The sequence below is a fragment of the Flavobacterium zhoui genome (assembly GCF_042787235.1).
GTDB classification, from domain to species: domain Bacteria; phylum Bacteroidota; class Bacteroidia; order Flavobacteriales; family Flavobacteriaceae; genus Flavobacterium; species Flavobacterium zhoui.
Window position 1 is genome coordinate 34563 of sequence record NZ_JBHZPY010000011.1, and the last position, 16851, is coordinate 51413.

12 protein-coding genes are annotated in these 16851 nt (G+C 34.6%); 5 read left to right on the forward strand and 7 right to left on the reverse strand.

What is annotated here, in order from left to right:
• Nucleotides 1–4: 4 nt before the first annotated feature.
• The 7 genes from rplW to rpsL form a co-directional block, all read right to left on the reverse strand.
• Nucleotides 5–295 carry a 50S ribosomal protein L23 gene (gene rplW / locus ACFX5F_RS12485; protein ID WP_104000023.1) on the reverse strand — a complete coding sequence of 97 codons (291 nt, stop codon included), beginning with the start codon at nucleotides 293–295 and terminating at the stop codon, nucleotides 5–7.
• Between the two features lie 6 nt (nucleotides 296–301).
• A complete protein-coding gene (gene rplD, locus ACFX5F_RS12490) occupies nucleotides 302–931 on the reverse strand; it encodes a 50S ribosomal protein L4 (RefSeq protein WP_379852345.1) in 630 nt (209 codons plus the stop codon).
• Complete coding sequence (gene rplC, locus ACFX5F_RS12495) at nucleotides 931–1548, reverse strand: 50S ribosomal protein L3 (protein ID WP_104000025.1); 618 nt, start codon at nucleotides 1546–1548, stop codon at nucleotides 931–933. Before rplC ends, rplD begins: the two co-directional genes overlap by 1 nt.
• Before the next feature lie 154 nt (nucleotides 1549–1702).
• The gene (gene rpsJ / locus ACFX5F_RS12500) at nucleotides 1703–2008 is read right to left on the reverse strand and encodes a 30S ribosomal protein S10 (RefSeq protein WP_011963470.1); all 306 of its coding nucleotides are present in this window, start codon (nucleotides 2006–2008) and stop codon (nucleotides 1703–1705) included.
• Nucleotides 2009–2019: 11 nt separating this feature from the next.
• Nucleotides 2020–4176 carry an elongation factor G gene (gene fusA / locus ACFX5F_RS12505; RefSeq protein ID WP_379852346.1) on the reverse strand — a complete coding sequence of 719 codons (2157 nt, stop codon included), beginning with the start codon at nucleotides 4174–4176 and terminating at the stop codon, nucleotides 2020–2022.
• Nucleotides 4177–4186: 10 nt separating this feature from the next.
• Nucleotides 4187–4663: a 30S ribosomal protein S7 gene (rpsG, locus tag ACFX5F_RS12510; protein WP_035668130.1), complete on the reverse strand. Its 477-nt coding sequence runs from the start codon at nucleotides 4661–4663 to the stop codon at nucleotides 4187–4189.
• A 73-nt stretch (nucleotides 4664–4736) separates the two neighbouring features.
• Nucleotides 4737–5120: a 30S ribosomal protein S12 gene (gene rpsL, locus ACFX5F_RS12515; RefSeq protein ID WP_007136570.1), complete on the reverse strand. Its 384-nt coding sequence runs from the start codon at nucleotides 5118–5120 to the stop codon at nucleotides 4737–4739.
• Nucleotides 5121–5300: 180 nt separating this feature from the next.
• Here rpsL and ACFX5F_RS12520 point away from each other — a divergent pair, with 180 nt between their 5' ends.
• The 5 genes from ACFX5F_RS12520 (at nucleotide 5301) to ACFX5F_RS12540 (ending at nucleotide 16848) form a co-directional block, all read left to right on the forward strand.
• The gene (locus tag ACFX5F_RS12520; protein WP_379852347.1) at nucleotides 5301–7010 is read left to right on the forward strand and encodes a BamA/TamA family outer membrane protein; all 1710 of its coding nucleotides are present in this window, start codon (nucleotides 5301–5303) and stop codon (nucleotides 7008–7010) included.
• Between the two features lie 84 nt (nucleotides 7011–7094).
• Nucleotides 7095–10352 carry a SusC/RagA family TonB-linked outer membrane protein gene (locus ACFX5F_RS12525; protein WP_379852348.1) on the forward strand — a complete coding sequence of 1086 codons (3258 nt, stop codon included), beginning with the start codon at nucleotides 7095–7097 and terminating at the stop codon, nucleotides 10350–10352.
• Between the two features lie 3 nt (nucleotides 10353–10355).
• The gene (locus ACFX5F_RS12530; protein WP_379852349.1) at nucleotides 10356–11807 is read left to right on the forward strand and encodes a SusD/RagB family nutrient-binding outer membrane lipoprotein; all 1452 of its coding nucleotides are present in this window, start codon (nucleotides 10356–10358) and stop codon (nucleotides 11805–11807) included.
• A gap of 17 nt (nucleotides 11808–11824) precedes the next feature.
• Nucleotides 11825–13078, forward strand: coding sequence for a hypothetical protein (locus ACFX5F_RS12535; protein WP_379852350.1), 1254 nt, complete (start codon nucleotides 11825–11827; stop codon nucleotides 13076–13078).
• A gap of 551 nt (nucleotides 13079–13629) precedes the next feature.
• Nucleotides 13630–16848, forward strand: a complete 3219-nt coding sequence (locus ACFX5F_RS12540) for a SusC/RagA family TonB-linked outer membrane protein (protein ID WP_379852351.1) — start codon at nucleotides 13630–13632, stop codon at nucleotides 16846–16848.
• The last annotated feature ends 3 nt before the right edge of the window (nucleotides 16849–16851 follow it).

The following is a 16851-nucleotide window of genomic DNA, read 5'->3' on the forward strand; positions in this document are numbered from 1 at the left end:
TATCTTAGATATTGTTGTAAAAATCAATTGTTTCTCCTTCTTGTACTTGAACAATTGCTTTTTTAATTGCATTAGTCTTTCCACTGATTAAACCACTTTTAGTGTATTTTGTAGTTCTATCCGGTCTTACGTTCATTGTATTAACACTCAAAACAGTTACTCCATAAGCAGCTTCAACAGCTTTCTTAATTTGTACTTTGTTTGCTTTTTTGTCAACAACAAATCCGAAGCGGTTTAAAACTTCACTTTCTTTGGTTACTTTTTCCGTTACTATAGGCTTAATTATGATGCTCATATCCTATTATTTACTTAAATTTTCTTCAATTATCTCCAAAGAACTCTCTAAAAGCACTAAATTATTAGCGTTTAATATAGCGTAAGTACTTAATTCTAAGCTACTTACTACGCTAGAGCCTTTTAAATTGCGTGACGACAAATATACATTTTTATTTACATCACCCAACACAAACAGGGATTTTTTATTTTCTAACTCTAAAGCTTTCAAAACGTTGATGAAATTTTTAGTGCTTGGTGTTTCAAATTCAAAGTCTGCAAGCACGATAATATTCGACTCTTTTGCTTTGATTGAGAAAGCAGATTTTCTTGCCAAACGTTTCAAGCTTTTATTCAATTTGAATGAATAACTTCTTGGTCTTGGTCCAAAAACTGTTCCACCACCTTTAAACAATGGATTCTTTGCACTTCCCGCACGAGCAGTACCAGTTCCTTTTTGTTTTTTAATCTTACGTGTACTTCCCGCAACTTCAGCTCTTTCTTTAGCCTTGTGCGTTCCTTGTCTTTGATTAGCAAGATATTGCTTAACATCAAGGTATACTGCGTGATTGTTTGGTTCTATACCAAATACTGAATCAGAAAGTTGAACTTTTCTTCCAGTATCTTTTCCGTTGAAATCTAATACTTTTGCTTCCATTACTTCTGAATGATTACATAAGAGTTGTTACATCCAGGAACACATCCTTTAATAACAAGTAGGTTCTTTTCAGCCACTACTTTTAAAACTCTAAGGTTTTGAACTTTTACATTGTCTCCTCCCATTCTTCCAGCCATACGCATTCCTTTGAATACTCTAGATGGATAAGAAGAAGCTCCTACAGAACCTGGCGCTCTTAAACGGTTATGTTGACCATGAGTTGCTTGACCAACACCACCAAAACCGTGACGTTTTACAACCCCTTGAAAACCTTTACCTTTAGATAAACCCTGTACATCTACAAATTCTCCTTCAGCAAAAATAGAAACATCTATAAGATCCCCTAAATTTTGTTCTGTTGCGAAATCTCGGAATTCAACGACTTTTTTCTTAGCTACAGTTCCCGCTTTTTTAAAGTGACCTAAAGCCGCTTTTGTGGAATGTTTCTCGTTTTTGTCATCGAAACCAAGTTGCAACGCTTCGTACCCGTCAACACCTTTGGTTCTGACTTGGGTAACAACGCATGGTCCAGCTTCGATTACTGTACAAGGAATATTTTTCCCGTTCTCGTCGAAAATGCTAGTCATGCCGATTTTTCTACCAATTAACCCAGACATAATTATTAATTATTAATTATTAAATATAAATATAGAACACAACATTTAAGCGAATCCTATTTTTTAAGAGGTGCAAATGTATAACATTTTTTGCAATAATCTTAAAAAATAATTTTCGCTTAAATAAAGTGCTCTTTTCTTACTAGTAAGCTACTTAAACTTTGATCTCTACTTCAACTCCGCTAGGCAATTCAAGTTTCATCAAAGCATCAATAGTTTTAGATGATGATGAATAAATGTCAATTAATCTCTTGTATGACATTACTTCAAATTGCTCTCTCGCTTTTTTGTTAACGTGTGGAGAACGTAGTACAGTGAAAAGTTTTTTATGAGTTGGTAATGGAATTGGTCCTGTTACTACTGCACCGGTACTCTTAACCGTTTTTACAATCTTCTCAGCAGACTTGTCTACCAACATGTGATCATAAGATTTTAGTTTTATTCTGATTTTTTGACTCATTTTCTTAAAGATTAAGCGTTTCCTTTTGCTTTTTTGATTACTGCTTCTGAAATATTAGCAGGAGTTTCTGCGTAGTGCGAAAATTCCATTGTAGATGTTGCTCTACCTGATGAAAGTGTTCTTAACGTAGTAACATATCCAAACATTTCAGACAATGGCACATCTGCTTTAATAGTTTTAGCACCAGCTCTGTCACCCATGTCATTTACCTGACCTCTACGACGGTTAATATCACCTACGATATCTCCCATGTTTTCTTCTGGTGTAATAACTTCCATTTTCATGATTGGCTCAAGAATTACAGCACCTGCAGCTTTAGCAACTTCTCTATACCCCATTCTGGCAGCTAACTCAAAAGATAGCGCATCAGAATCGACAGGGTGAAAAGATCCGTCTGTTAAAGTTACTTTCAAACTGTCTACTTGATAACCTGCCAATGGACCGGTTTTCATAGCTTCTCTAAAACCTTTTTCCACAGATGGAATATATTCTTTAGGAACGTTACCACCTTTTACAGCATTAACAAATTGTAATCCTTTTGGAACTTTTCCATCAACTTCATCTGCTGGCTCTAGTTTAAATACGATATCACCGAATTTACCACGACCACCTGATTGTTTTTTGTATGTTTCTCTGTGAGTTGCACTTCTTGTAAAAGCTTCTTTGTATTCAACCTGAGGCTCACCTTGGTTCACTTCAACTTTAAATTCACGTTTCATACGATCTACCAAGATATCCAAGTGAAGTTCACCCATACCTGATATAATCGTTTGACCTGAAGCTTCATCAGTTCTAACAGTAAATGTTGGATCTTCTTCAGCTAATTTAGCCAAAGCCATACCCATTTTATCAACGTCAGCTTTCGTTTTTGGTTCAATTGCAATACCAATTACCGGTGCTGGAAATTTCATAGACTCAAGAATAATTGGGTGTTTTTCATCACACAAAGTATCTCCTGTTTTAATGTCTTTAAATCCTACCGCAGCTCCAATATCACCTGCTTCGATATAATCGATTGGGTTTTGTTTGTTCGCATGCATTTGGTATATACGAGAGATTCTTTCTTTATTTCCTGAACGTGTGTTCAAAACATAAGAACCAGCATCTAAGCGACCTGAATAAGCACGAAAGAAAGCTAAACGACCTACGAATGGGTCAGTAGCAATTTTAAATGCTAAAGCAGCGAATGGCTCTTTAACATCTGGCTTACGTAAAATTTTAGTTTGATCTTCTTCTAATAAATCAGCATCATCAGGATGAATTCCTTCGATACCTTCTTTATCCATTGGAGATGGCAAGTATTTACATACTGCATCTAACATGAATTGAACTCCTTTATTTTTGAAAGAAGAACCAGCAATCATAGGGATGATAGCCATATCCATAGTAGCAGCTCTTAAAGCTATGTTGATTTCTTCCTCCGTAATAGAGTTTTCATCTTCCATGAATTTTTCCAACAGATTTTCATCATAATCAGCAACTGCCTCAATAAGAATAGATCTGTATTCTTTAACTTCTTCAATCATGTCCTCAGGAATAGGCACAATATCATAAGTAGCCCCTAGACCTTCCTCGTGCCATACAATAGCTTGATTTTTCACTAAATCAACCACACCTCTGAAGTCGTTTTCTTCACCAATTGGCAAAGTAATCGCAACTGCATTAGATTTCAACATATCTCTAACTTGTTGACAAACCATCAAAAAGTTAGAACCTTGACGGTCCATTTTGTTAACGAATCCGATACGTGGCACTCTATATTGATCAGCAAGCCTCCAGTTAGTTTCCGATTGAGGCTCAACACCATCAACAGCACTAAACAAGAAAACTAACCCGTCAAGTACACGTAATGAACGATTTACTTCAACAGTAAAATCAACGTGTCCTGGGGTATCAATAATATTAAAGTGATACGGTAATGTTTCCGGTAAAGGCACTCCTTGTGTAGTAGGGAAATTCCATTCACAAGTAGTAGCAGCAGAAGTAATTGTAATACCTCTTTCTTGCTCTTGCGCCATCCAGTCCATAGTCGCAGCACCATCGTGTACTTCACCTATTTTGTGTGATTTACCTGTATAGAATAATATACGCTCCGTTGTTGTTGTTTTACCAGCATCAATGTGAGCAGCAATTCCTATGTTTCTTGTATATTTTAGATCTCTAGCCATTTCTTATGAATTAAAATCTAAAGTGAGAGAATGCTTTATTAGCTTCTGCCATTTTGTGAGTATCCATTCTCTTTTTTACAGCAGCACCTTCCTCTTTAGCCGCAGCTAAACATTCTGAAGCTAACCTTTGAGCCATAGATTTTTCGTTTCTTCTTCTAGAATAAAGAATTAACCATTTCATCGCCATAGAAATTTTTCTATCTGGACGAATTTGCATTGGAATTTGGAATGTCGCTCCACCTACTCTACGACTACGTACTTCTACGTGAGGCATAACATTGGTTAACGCATCTTTCCAAATTTCTAATGATGGCTTCTCTGCATCTTGTTTTTTAGACTCAATGATGTCAATTGCATCATAAAATACTTTAAACGCTGTCGATTTTTTTCCATCCCACATTAAGTTGTTCACAAAACGTGTTACCAGTTGATCATTAAACCTTGGATCTGGTAAAAGTGGTCTTTTCTTTGCCGCTCTTTTTCTCATGTCTTTTTTTTAATAAAACGTCACACCAATATAATCGCGATGAATCGCGCTTCTACAAGAATAACTTTTTAAATTATTTTTTTGCTTCTTTTGGGCGTTTAGCACCATACTTAGATCTTCTTTGCGTTCTTCCTGCTACTCCTGACGTATCAAGCGCACCACGAACGATGTGATATCTAACTCCTGGTAAATCTTTTACCCTTCCACCCCTAACTAATACTATCGAGTGCTCTTGTAAATTGTGTCCTTCACCAGGGATGTAAGCATTCACTTCATTACCATTTGTCAAACGTACACGCGCTACTTTACGCATTGCAGAGTTTGGTTTTTTTGGTGTTGTAGTGTAAACACGCGTACAAACCCCTCTTCTTTGAGGACAAGAATCTAAAGCAACCGATTTACTCTTCTTAGTTATCTGAGTTCTTCCTGTTCTTACTAATTGTTGAATTGTTGGCATAATTAATACTAAAAATTTCTTATTATATTAAATTCCCGCTTTTTACGGGGTTGCAAATGTAGAAAATATTTTTCACTCTACAAACGTTAAACTATTAATTTTCAATAAGATTATTTTGGCGTTTGATTTTTATTACAAACCATAGATATTTACAGTACTTTTATTAAAACATATATTCATTTGAAATCTTTACTTATTTTTTTTCTGTTTTTAAATCTTGGTCTGAGCTGTTGTGCTCAAAACTTTCAGCTACGCATAATCGGAAGCTCCAACTCTGAGACAAAAACTATTGATTCTATAAATTACATTTCAAAACACAAAAATTTAAAATCCTTAAATGATGAAATAGGAACAATATCTGAAAAACTATCAAAAATAGGATACATTGAAAACCTCATACTAGAAAATACCAGAGAAGGAGACTCCATCTATAATTCAAAAATAAGTTTGGGAAAAAGATTAAAATACATACATATATATATAGGTAGAAATATTGAATTAAAAAAATTAATCACAAACGATACAAAATCAGACACAATAATAATTCCATTCGAAGAAGCAGAAGTTTTTTTAAATAATACAATCCATAAATTAGAACAAGAAGGATTCTCTTTAGCAAAACTCAAACTAAACAACATAAAAAATAAAAACGAAACCATTTTTGCAGATTTAATTTTTCTAACAGACAAACAAAGAATCTTAAACTCGATTGTCATTAAAACTGCAGAAAATGGAAGAAAAACTAACTTCCCAAAAGGTTATTTAGAACAAATAAATAAAAAATACCTTAACAAAACTTTCAACAAAGAAATCCTTAAACAAATTCATGATGATTTTGAAAAATTTGGATTTGTAAAACAGCTAAAATATCCTGAAATTTTATTTGCAAAAGACACTACCAAAGCCTATATATATCTTGAGAAAAGAAAATCAAATATTTTTGACGGATTTATTGGCTTTTCAAATAACGAAAATAAAAACATAACATTCAATGGCTATTTGGATATAACTTTAGAAAACACGCTACACACAGGAGAACTATTTTCTCTCTATTGGAAAACTGACGGAAACAACCAAAAAACATTTAAGACCACTCTTGAACTACCCTATTTATTTAAAAGCCCGATAGCATTGAAAGCACAAATTAATATTTTCAAACAAGACAGCACCTACCAAAACACAAAAACAGCAATTGACCTAGGCTACTTCCTAAATTACAGTAGTCGCATTTACCTAGGATACCAATCCACTGAATCCAGCGATATTCAAAACACAAACAGTAAACAATTAAGCGACTACAAAAATTCATTTGCCACTTTAAATTTTGAATACACAAAAAAAGACAACACCAGTTTACTATTCACAAAAAAGACTTTTATCTCACTCAATGTAGGATTTGGAAAAAGAGAAACAAAAAATCAAGCGGAAGAAATTGGACTCAACAGACAATTCTACATTGACCTGCTAGCATCGCATAATTTTTATCTCGATAAAAAAAACAGCATTCAGGTAAAATCCCAGAATTACTACTTACAAAGCGACAAATATATAATAAATGAACTATTCCGCTTTGGCGGATTTAGCTCTATAAGAGGATTTGAAGAAAACAGTCTTCAAGCAAATTTTTTAACAACAATTTTAACAGAATACAGACACACATTATCCCCCAGCCTGTACATTCATTCCATCATAGATTTTGGACTAACTCAAGACAAAACATTTATTCAAATAGATTCTCAAAAACAAAAACTATTATCAATAGGACTAGGTTTAGGACTTCTAACCAAAAATGGTTTATTAAATCTAGCTTTTGCAAACGGCAAAAATAATAACAGTAAATTAACATTTTATAACACTATAGTTCACATTTGTTATAATGTTAAATTTTAAAATACGATTAAAAAAGAAATGCATTTATTAGGAAAGTTAACAAATTATTATGAAGTTTGCGAGACTAATTCAAAATATTTAAAAATGAAACTAAAGTTCAATGGATTCTTAGTACTATTAGTAGTACTTGTGGCGCAACTAACTTTTGCGCAAGAAAGAGCCGTTTCAGGAACTGTTTCCGACAATGCAGGACTACCTTTACCAGGTGTGAGCGTGTTAGTAAAAGGAACTAAATCTGGAACACAAACTGATTTTGATGGAAAATACTCTGTCAAAGCATCACCAAGCCAAGTCTTGATTTTTAGCTACATTGGGATGAAAACCCAAGAAAGAGTAGCAAGTTCTGCAAATGTTAATATTAAATTAGCGAGTGACGCATTAGAACTTGAAGGAGTTGTTGTAACTGCTTTAGGAATTAAAAGAGAAAAAAAATCTCTAGGTTATGCTACACAAGAGGTTAAATCCGAAGATTTAAATTCCGGTGCAGGAAGTGGGAATTTCATCAACGAACTTTCCGGAAAAGTAGCAGGTGTTAATATCAAAAGAAACAACAACTTTGGTGGTTCATCTAGTATTGTATCTAGAGGGGTTAAAAGTTTAACAGGTAGTAACGAAATGCTTATTGTTATTGACGGAATGCCGATAAACAACTCGTTAGTAACAGGTGGTACAGGAAACCAAGCTGGAGGAGCAGGTGGAACGTATGATTATGGTAATAATGCAATGGACATCAATCCGGAAGACATCGAAAGTGTAAATATATTAAAAGGAGCAGCGGCTTCTGCATTATATGGCTACTTAGGTGGTAACGGAGTTGTAATGATTACAACTAAAAAAGGTAGAGCAAAAAAAGGATTGGGTATAACTGTTTCTTCTGAATTTGTTGGAAGCACTATTGACAAATCAACTTTTGTTAAATATCAGGATAAATACGGAGCAGGTTATGGCCCTTTTTATGAAGATGCATCTGGATTCTTCTTAGAAAGAGATATTAACGGAGATGGTATTGATGATTTGGTAGTTCCTACTTCGGAAGATGCTTCTTATGGAGCTGCATTTGATCCTACATTAATGGTTTACAACTGGAACGCTTTTACTCCTTATTCTGACAGTTTTGGAAAAGCTACTCCATGGGTAGCGGCTAAAAATGATCCAACTACTTTCTTCCAAACAGGTACTTCATTTAACAACTCTGTTTCGTTAGAAGATGGAAATGACACTACTAATTTTGTTTTGAATTACACCAATTCTAAACAAACAGGTATTCTTCCAAACAGTGATATGAAGAAAAATAGCATTAGTGCTAAAATTAATCACAAATTTTCTGATAAATTATCTGCAAGTGTTTTTGCTAACTACAATGCTCAAAACACAAAAGGTAGAAATTCAACCGGATATAATGAGAATATCATGTCAAATTTCCGTCAATGGTGGCAAACTAACGTTGACGTGCAAGAATTGAAACAAGTTTACGAAAGATCTGGTGGACAAAATATCAACTGGAATTACACTGACCCGGATGACTTGACTCAAATCTACTGGGACAACCCTTATTTCATCAGAAATAAAAACTTTCAATCTGACGAAAGAAACCGTTTTATCGGATACTCTAAGTTAGATTATAAAATTGCTGAGTGGTTAACTGCTACAGCAAAAATATCTACTGATTCCTATAGCGAATTACGTGAAGAGAGAAGAGCATTCGGATCTATCGCAGGTCTTTTTGGAATAAACAGATTAGACGAAACTTCTGGTTACCAAAAATACCAAAGATCTTTTTCTGAACAAAATTATGACTTCATCTTAACATTCAAGAAAAACCTTTCTGAAAGCATTAGTTTTAATGGTGTTGCTGGAGGTACTGCAGTTAGAACGAGAATCATCTCTACTTTAAATTCTACTCAAGGTGGTCTTATCGTACCAGATTTATTCAGTTTATCAAATTCTGTTCAAACTGTTCCTTTTCCTTTGGAAGCAGAAGTTAACCAAGGAATTAATAGTTATTACGGATCTGTATCTTTAGGGTTTAAAGACTTCTTTTTCGTAGATGCAACGGCAAGAAGAGACGCTTTTTCTAGCTTACCAGTAGGAGCAAATGCAATCTGGAGCTATTCTGCTTCTGGAAGTTATGTATTTACTAGCCATATCAACCAACCATGGTTAAGTTTTGGTAAAATTAGAGCAGGTTACTCTGAGAGCCCATTAGGAACTCCTGGACTATCTTTAGTAGATACTTATATAAAGAATGACCCATTTGGTTCTAACCAACAGTATTCTGTTGCAGGTACTAAAAACAATCCAAACTTACAAGCAGTAAAAACTAATACTCAAGAAATTGGTTTAGAAATGCAATTTTTAAACAGAAGAGTTGGTTTTGACGTAAGTGCATACAAAAACGTAAATAACGGAGAAGCTTTCCAAGTTCCTTTTTCTACTGCAACTGGAAACAGTTCAAGATACATTAACGCAGCAACTGTAGAAAACAAAGGTATCGAGGTTCAATTTAACGTTACTCCTTTTAAAACAAAAGATTTCGCTTGGGATATTTTTGTAAACTGGTCTAAAAACAAAAATCAAGTTACCAAACTAGCTGAAGGAATTGAAAACTTAAGATTAAACTCCTTTCAAGGTGGTGTAACTCTAAATGCTTCATTAGGACAACCGTACGGTGTGCTTAAAGGAACTGACTTTACTTACGTAAATGGAGAAAAGGTGGTTGGTACAAATGGTAGATATGTACTTAATGCATCTGCAAATAATGTAATTGGCGATGTTAATCCTGATTGGTTAGGTGGTATTCGCAACAAATTCACTTACAAAAACTTATCTTTCGGATTCTTAATTGACATGAAAAAAGGTGGAGATATTTTCTCTCTTGACCAGTCTTATGGTTTAGCTACAGGATTATATGATGTTACTGCAGGTACTAATGATTTGGGTAACCCAATTAGAAATACTATTGCTAATGGTGGCGGTATCATTTTACCAGGAGTACAAGCCGACGGAACAGCAAATACAATAAGAACTTCGGCTCCTGACCAATACGGTAACATATCAGGATACAGAAGAGCACCAAATAAAGCATTCGTTTATGATGCTTCATTCATTAAGTTAAGAGAGGTAAATATTACTTATTCTTTACCAACTACTCTAGTTTCAAGAATGAATCTTCAAGAAATGAAATTTAGTATAGTAGGTTCAAATTTATGGATAATAGACAAAAACCTTCCATACGCTGACCCAGAAAGTGGATTAAGTGCTAGTGCTTCTTCTTCAGGATACTCCATAGGTTCTTTACCAACTACAAGAAACGTTGGTGTTAACGTAACATTTAAATTTTAAATTATGAAAAAAATAGTTTTATTAATCTCGTTTTTAGCGCTGACCGTATCATGTACTGATGATATAACCGGACTAAATACAGATACAAAAAACCCAACATCTGCTAAACCGGAGTTTTTATTTACAAATGCTCAAAAAACTTTAGCAGACCAAATGGTAAACTCTTCTGTAAACAGAAACGTTTTCAGAATGTTAGTGCAACAATGGACAGAAACTACCTATCCAGATGAAAGTCAATACAATTTGACTACAAGACCTATCCCTGACACTCACTTTACAACTCTTTATAGAGATGTTCTGAGAGATTTCAAAGAGTCTGATATTTTACTAAACAAAGTTATTACCCCTACTGCAAGTGAAGCTGCAATTGTGGCTAATAAAAAAGCAATCATTGAAATTATGAATGCTTACACTTTTAGTGTTTTAGTAGATAGTTTTGGAGATATACCTTATTCTGAAGCTTTGGATATTGAAGGTCATCCACTACCAAAGTATGATGATGCACAAACGATATACAAAGATCTTATTGCAAGATTAGCTGCAGCTCAAGCTAAATTAGTTACATCAGAAACTAGCTTTGGTTCTGCTGATCTTATATATGGAGGTGATACTGCAAAATGGAAAAAATTTGCTAACACTCTTAGATTAAGACTTGCTGTAAATATGTCTGACGTAGATGCCGCTTACGCTTCTGCTCAATCAACAGCTGCTATTAATGCAGGAGTTATGACAAGCAATAGTGACGACGCTAACTTGAACTATTTAGGTTCACAACCTAATGCAAACCCATTATACGTGGATCTAGTTGCAAGTGGAAGAAAAGATTTTGTTATCGCTGATACATTTGTCAATAAATTAAATGCATTAGCTGATCCTAGAAGAGCTAAATATTTCACATTTGCTCCTGGTACGACTACGTACAAAGGAGGTATATATGGTTCATCTAATAGTTACACTAATTTTTCTACTGTAAATAATACACTTTTAGCTCCAACTTTCCCAGGAACTATACTTGCATACAGTGAACAAGAATTTTTGTTAGCTGAAGCCGCTGCAAGAGGTGTTGCCGCTGCGGGAGTAGCTGCAACTCATTATAATAGTGCTGTTATTGCTTCTATGGATAGCTGGGGTGTATCCACAGTTGAATCTGCAGCTTATTTATTAGCTAATCCTTTTAACGGATCATCAACAGCAGCTTGGAAACAAAGTATTGGAGAACAAGCTTGGATTGCTTTATATAATAGAGGTTTTGAAGCATGGGATTCATGGAGAAGATTAGATTTTCCAGTATTAATGGTTCCTGCCACAACTTATAACGATATAAAATCTGTTCCTACAAGATTAACTTATCCTGCTGGTGAAGCTACTGTTAATGCAACAAATGTAGCTGCTGCTGCTGCAAAAGTTACAGGTGGAGATAAATTAACATCAAAAATCTTCTGGGATAAAAACTAATATTTAAAATAATAAAAATGAAAAAATATATAAAACAAATTGTTGCACTGGCATTAATCGTGTCTTTTGCATCTTGTTCTCCAGATGAGAAACTAGAGATGCTTTCAGCAGGCGGAAGTGTCTCTGGAGCCGGAGTAGCTACTCCGGGTAGCATCAGCCGTCTAGACAATACTTACCTTATTCCTTTAGCCATACAAACAAAAGAAGGAGTAAGTGCTAGTAAAATCGAGATCTATAAAAACACAGCTGCAAATTCCAGCGCTGCAATTATACTAGGAGCTAAAGTTTCAGATGCAGTAATAGCAGCAGATGGTAAAACAGCAACATACAACACATCTACTTTAGGCAGTTTTGATGTATTCCCAACAGCTAGTGCTGGAAACACAGGAACTACGGGAACATTTCAATTAGCTATTGTTTCTACTTTTTCTGACGGTACAGTTACTACTATACCTTATATACAAACTGTTGGAAAAGGAATTGTTTGGAAGATTCTTGATGCGAACGGCAATATTGTAACTAATGCCACAAGTGGTGTTTCAAGTTTCAAGTTAAACGATCCTACACCAGTTAAACTCAGATTTGCTGTAGTTACAAAAACAGCAGCAAAGCTTACTAGTATAGTGGGACAATGGACAAAAACTACAGCTGCTGGAGTTATTACTACCGGAAATCTTCCTGTAGCTATTACAGTACTAGACACTAAAACTAAAACTGTAGATATTGCTGCAATACCCTATTCAACTTATGGAGGATTAGTAATTGGGGACGTAATCACTTATAGATTTACTGTAACTGCTGGTACACAAACTGATTACATCACTACTAAAGTTAAGATTGTAACTCAAACTTTAGGAGATGAAAAAGCAGCGACACTTTCTGATGACTCAACATCTAACAAATTCAGTTTAAAAACTGGATTGACTTATGCTAATTCAAACACAACAGACGGCGAAATTGTTTTCAAAACTCCATTTGGTATTGCTAAAGAAGGTGCTACTGTAATTGATTTCGTAAAATCAAATAGTACTCCTTATGATACTGCAGACTTATTTAAACTTCAAGCAGATTATAATGCAGGTACAAAAGTAACTTCATTAATTGGTTTGGCTAAGAACGATATTGTTCTTTACAAAATAGTTAGAGGTACTGGCGCTACTGCAGTAACTTCATACGGAATGATTAAAGTTGGAGATGTAAATACTACAACTGTAAACACAATTACAACTAATTCTTTCGGAATAGTTTACAAAGAAGGAAGCTTCTTGTAAATAAAAAGTTTTAAACTTTTAAAAACCATCAGCTTTCGCTGATGGTTTTCTTTTTACAGATATTTTTTGTGCATTAAATTTTGCCTATAGATCCTTTACTTCCTTCCTGAATACAAATTCAATGACAATAGTAGTAATTGAAATTATCAAAGACCTCTATTACATTACTCTTTAAATCCACTTTCAGATCTATTAAATCACACACCCACTTAAAGCAGATTTACTATTAACAGTCAAAGTAGCTTCACAGCATTAATCTATTAAAAAGCAAAAAACTTCCGCTATCGACTGAATAACCTTCTTAAAAACCAATTTGTAATTGCTCCTAAACCAAACACTTCGTATTTCCAACTTTATCAGTGTAGCATTCTTAATTATTCTCTATAAGAGTTAAAAAAAAATCCGCTCAACAGAAATTTATTCTTAAAAAAAAACATTTCAAACTCATCGAATCCGTTTTTTTGTCAATAAAATCGTTGAAATTTAAGTTTTTATTAGGATAGTTAACAAATATTTAAGATTTTTGATACACTAATTCAAAATATTTAAAAATGAAACTAAAGTTCAATGGATTCTTAGTACTATTAGTGGTGCTAATAGCGCAATTAACTTTTGCGCAAGAAAGAGCTGTTTCAGGTGTTATTTCTGACGATACAGGAATGCCTTTACCGGGTGTCAGCGTATTAGTAAAAGGAACTCAATCTGGAACTCAATCTGATTTTGACGGAAAATATTCTATCAAAGCAACACCAAACCAAATCTTAATCTTCAGTTACATCGGGATGAAAACTCAAGAAGTTACCGCTAATTCGACTACAGTTAATGTTAAATTAGCAAGTGGCGCCTTAGAACTTGAAGGGGTTGTTATTAACGTCTTAGGAGTTGAAGTTAAAAAAAGTCAAAATGCATCAGCCTTTTCTAAAGTAAAAGGCGACATCCTTACCAATTCTGGAGAAACTTCTCTTTTAAAAGGACTGTCTGCTAAAGCATCTAGCGTAAGTATTGTTTCCAATTCTGGAGACCCTGGATCTGGGGCTTATATTCAAATTAGAGGACAAAATTCTATTACAGGTTCAACACAACCTTTATTTGTAGTTGATGGTATACCAATTTCTAGTGACGAACTAGGTAGTACTGTTGATGGTGTAGGACAACAAAGTAGAATGAATGACATTAATCCAAACGATATTGCTTCTGTACAAATATTAAAAGGTGCATCTGCTGCTGCACTTTGGGGATATAGAGCTTCAAATGGAGTTGTTCTTATCACAACCAAAAAAGGAAAAAAAGGAAAAATATCTGTTGATGTAAGTTCAACTGTTTCTTTCGACAAAGCAAATGTCAGAATGTCTCTTCAAGATGTTTATGGCCAAGGTACAAAAGGAAAATGGACAAGAAATAATTCAAACTCATTTGGGGATAAAATCTCAACAAGAGCTGGTGGAGCTGATATTTTTAATACCACTGGTCGTTATTTTGTATCCAATAACGGTAACACAATCTATCCTATTGCCACTGGAGGAAAAAAGAGCACTGCTAATTTCAATGATTCAAATATGGATTCTGCAATTGGAGATGGTTTCTCAACAGACAATCACATAGGTATTAGTGGTGGTGGAGAAAACACAAATTTTTATCTTGGTGTAGGAAGTACTAAACAAGACGGGATTGTAAGAAAATCTGATTATGAAAGAACTAGTTTAGACTTCAGCTCTCAATCTACAATTGCAGAGAAAACAACTTTTAAAAGTAAATTTAGTTTTTCATCTGTTAATTCGAATAGAATACAAACTGGTTCCAATCTAAGTGGATTATTTTTAGGCCTTTATAGAACACCCGCAGATTTCGACAATCGCGATTTCATCGGAACAAACTACACCGCAACTGGAGTCCCTTCTTTTAACAGCCAGAGAGCTTACAGACAAGACACAGGGACATTTGATGGCGATTTAAATCCAAGCTACAACAATCCTCTATGGACCACTGATGTGCAAAAAAACCCAAATACTGTTGAAAGATATACAGCAGGGTTTGAATTAAAACATGATGTAAACAATTGGTTATCATTATTAACAAGGGTTGGACTAGACGGTTACAGTGATAAAAGAATCACTATGTTCCCTATGAATTCTGCTGAAAATGCTGGAAACGGTAGTGCAAATGAAAGCGTAACTGATTTTCTGCAATATAATATGGATATGATGGCTTTGGGAGATTTGAAAGTTAATGAAAACATCGGGCTTAATTATTTAGTAGGTTTCAATTTTGCTGAAACGAAATACGATCAAAGAGGAGGTTCATACAAAAATTTCCTAGTTGATGCTGATAACTTTTCTTATACTAATGCACTACTCAACGACAAAACGACCTTTTTGGACAGAACTTATTCAAAATTAAGTGGAGCTTATTTTTCAACAGCATTTGATTACAAAGAGTATCTATACTTAACTTTAGGTGGACGTTTTGAAACGTCATCTTCTTATGATCCAAATTTAAAAGTATATTTTTATCCTACTGCAGAATTTGCTTATAAATTTTCTAAAAATTTAGAAAGTGAAATCCTGACCGACGGTAAATTAAGAATAACATTTGGACAAATAGCCTCTATACCTAGACCTTATGCAGGCGTGACTTATTTCAACTCAGCAGTTGGTGCTGAAGGTTATGACGCCGCATATGATTCAGGCGCCTATAATGGGTCTTTTCAAAGATCTGCGACAGGAGGAAATCCAAATTTAAAACCGGAGATAAAAACAGAATTTGAAGTAGGTGCTGACTTAGAATTCTTTAATAGAATAAAATTGAATGCTACTTATTATTCAAACGAGACTAAAGACCTACTAGTCGATGTACCATTAAATGGTAGTTCTACTTTTAGCTCACTATATGGTAATTTTGCAACAATACAAAATAAAGGAATCGAACTAGAATTTGATGCTAGCATCCTTCCTTCTTCTTCATCCTTAAAATGGACTTTGTTTGGAAACTGGAGTAAAAACACAAATAAAGTAACTAAATTAGAAGGTACTGAGTCTTTATTCTTGAATGGATTTACAGGATCATCATCTCGTGCCGTTCTAGGTCAGCCTCTAGGAGTATTATGGGGAGGGAAATTCGACAGAGACGCTACTGGAACAATGATTTTAGATTCAAATGGTTTTCCTACAGTAGCTAACGCAGAAGGTGTGCTAGGCGATCCGAATCCAGATTGGAGAGGTGCTATTGGAACATCTGTATCATACAAAAATTTCACAATTAGCACTTTATTTGATGCTTCTATTGGTGGAGATTTATGGGATGGAACGAGCGGAGCCTTACATAACTTTGGTAGAACCTGGGATACGGCTAATGAAGCGACATTAACGGCTCCTTTAACTAATTATGCTGGAGCTACAATAGCTGCAGGAACAGTAAGAGGGAATATCCGCGATTTTGGAGCAGGACCGGTTTTACTTGACCAATCATGGTATCAAAGTCTCGGAGGAGGTTTTGGACCAGTTGCAGAGCAATTCATTAAATCAGCATCATGGGTAAAATGGAGAGAACTTACTTTATCGTATGCCTTAAAGTTTACTGATAAAAAAATTCTTGGAGTTGAAAGTATCACATTTTCCGGAACCGGAAGAAACTTATGGTTATGGACAGAAGCAAAAGATCTTGGTCAAGATCCAGAAACCAATTTAACTGGAGGTTCAAACGGAAGAGGATTACAATATTTCAACAGTCCAAACTCTAAATCACTATTATTTAGTGTAAACTTAAAATTCTAATAA

Excerpts from the sequence above, each read along its gene's own strand:
- rplD (WP_379852345.1), bottom strand. The coding sequence starts at position 931 with ATGGAAGCAAAAGTATTAGATTTCAACGGAAAAGATACTGGAAGAAAA.
- rpsL (WP_007136570.1), bottom strand. The coding sequence starts at position 5,120 with ATGCCAACAATTCAACAATTAGTAAGAACAGGAAGAACTCAGATAACT.
- rplW (WP_104000023.1), bottom strand. The coding sequence starts at position 295 with ATGAGCATCATAATTAAGCCTATAGTAACGGAAAAAGTAACCAAAGAA.
- rpsJ (WP_011963470.1), bottom strand. The coding sequence starts at position 2,008 with ATGAGTCAAAAAATCAGAATAAAACTAAAATCTTATGATCACATGTTG.
- ACFX5F_RS12525 (WP_379852348.1), top strand. The coding sequence starts at position 7,095 with ATGAAACTAAAGTTCAATGGATTCTTAGTACTATTAGTAGTACTTGTG.
- rplC (WP_104000025.1), bottom strand. The coding sequence starts at position 1,548 with ATGTCTGGGTTAATTGGTAGAAAAATCGGCATGACTAGCATTTTCGAC.
- ACFX5F_RS12540 (WP_379852351.1), top strand. The coding sequence starts at position 13,630 with ATGAAACTAAAGTTCAATGGATTCTTAGTACTATTAGTGGTGCTAATA.
- ACFX5F_RS12535 (WP_379852350.1), top strand. The coding sequence starts at position 11,825 with ATGAAAAAATATATAAAACAAATTGTTGCACTGGCATTAATCGTGTCT.
- rpsG (WP_035668130.1), bottom strand. The coding sequence starts at position 4,663 with ATGAGAAAAAGAGCGGCAAAGAAAAGACCACTTTTACCAGATCCAAGG.
- fusA (WP_379852346.1), bottom strand. The coding sequence starts at position 4,176 with ATGGCTAGAGATCTAAAATATACAAGAAACATAGGAATTGCTGCTCAC.
- ACFX5F_RS12530 (WP_379852349.1), top strand. The coding sequence starts at position 10,356 with ATGAAAAAAATAGTTTTATTAATCTCGTTTTTAGCGCTGACCGTATCA.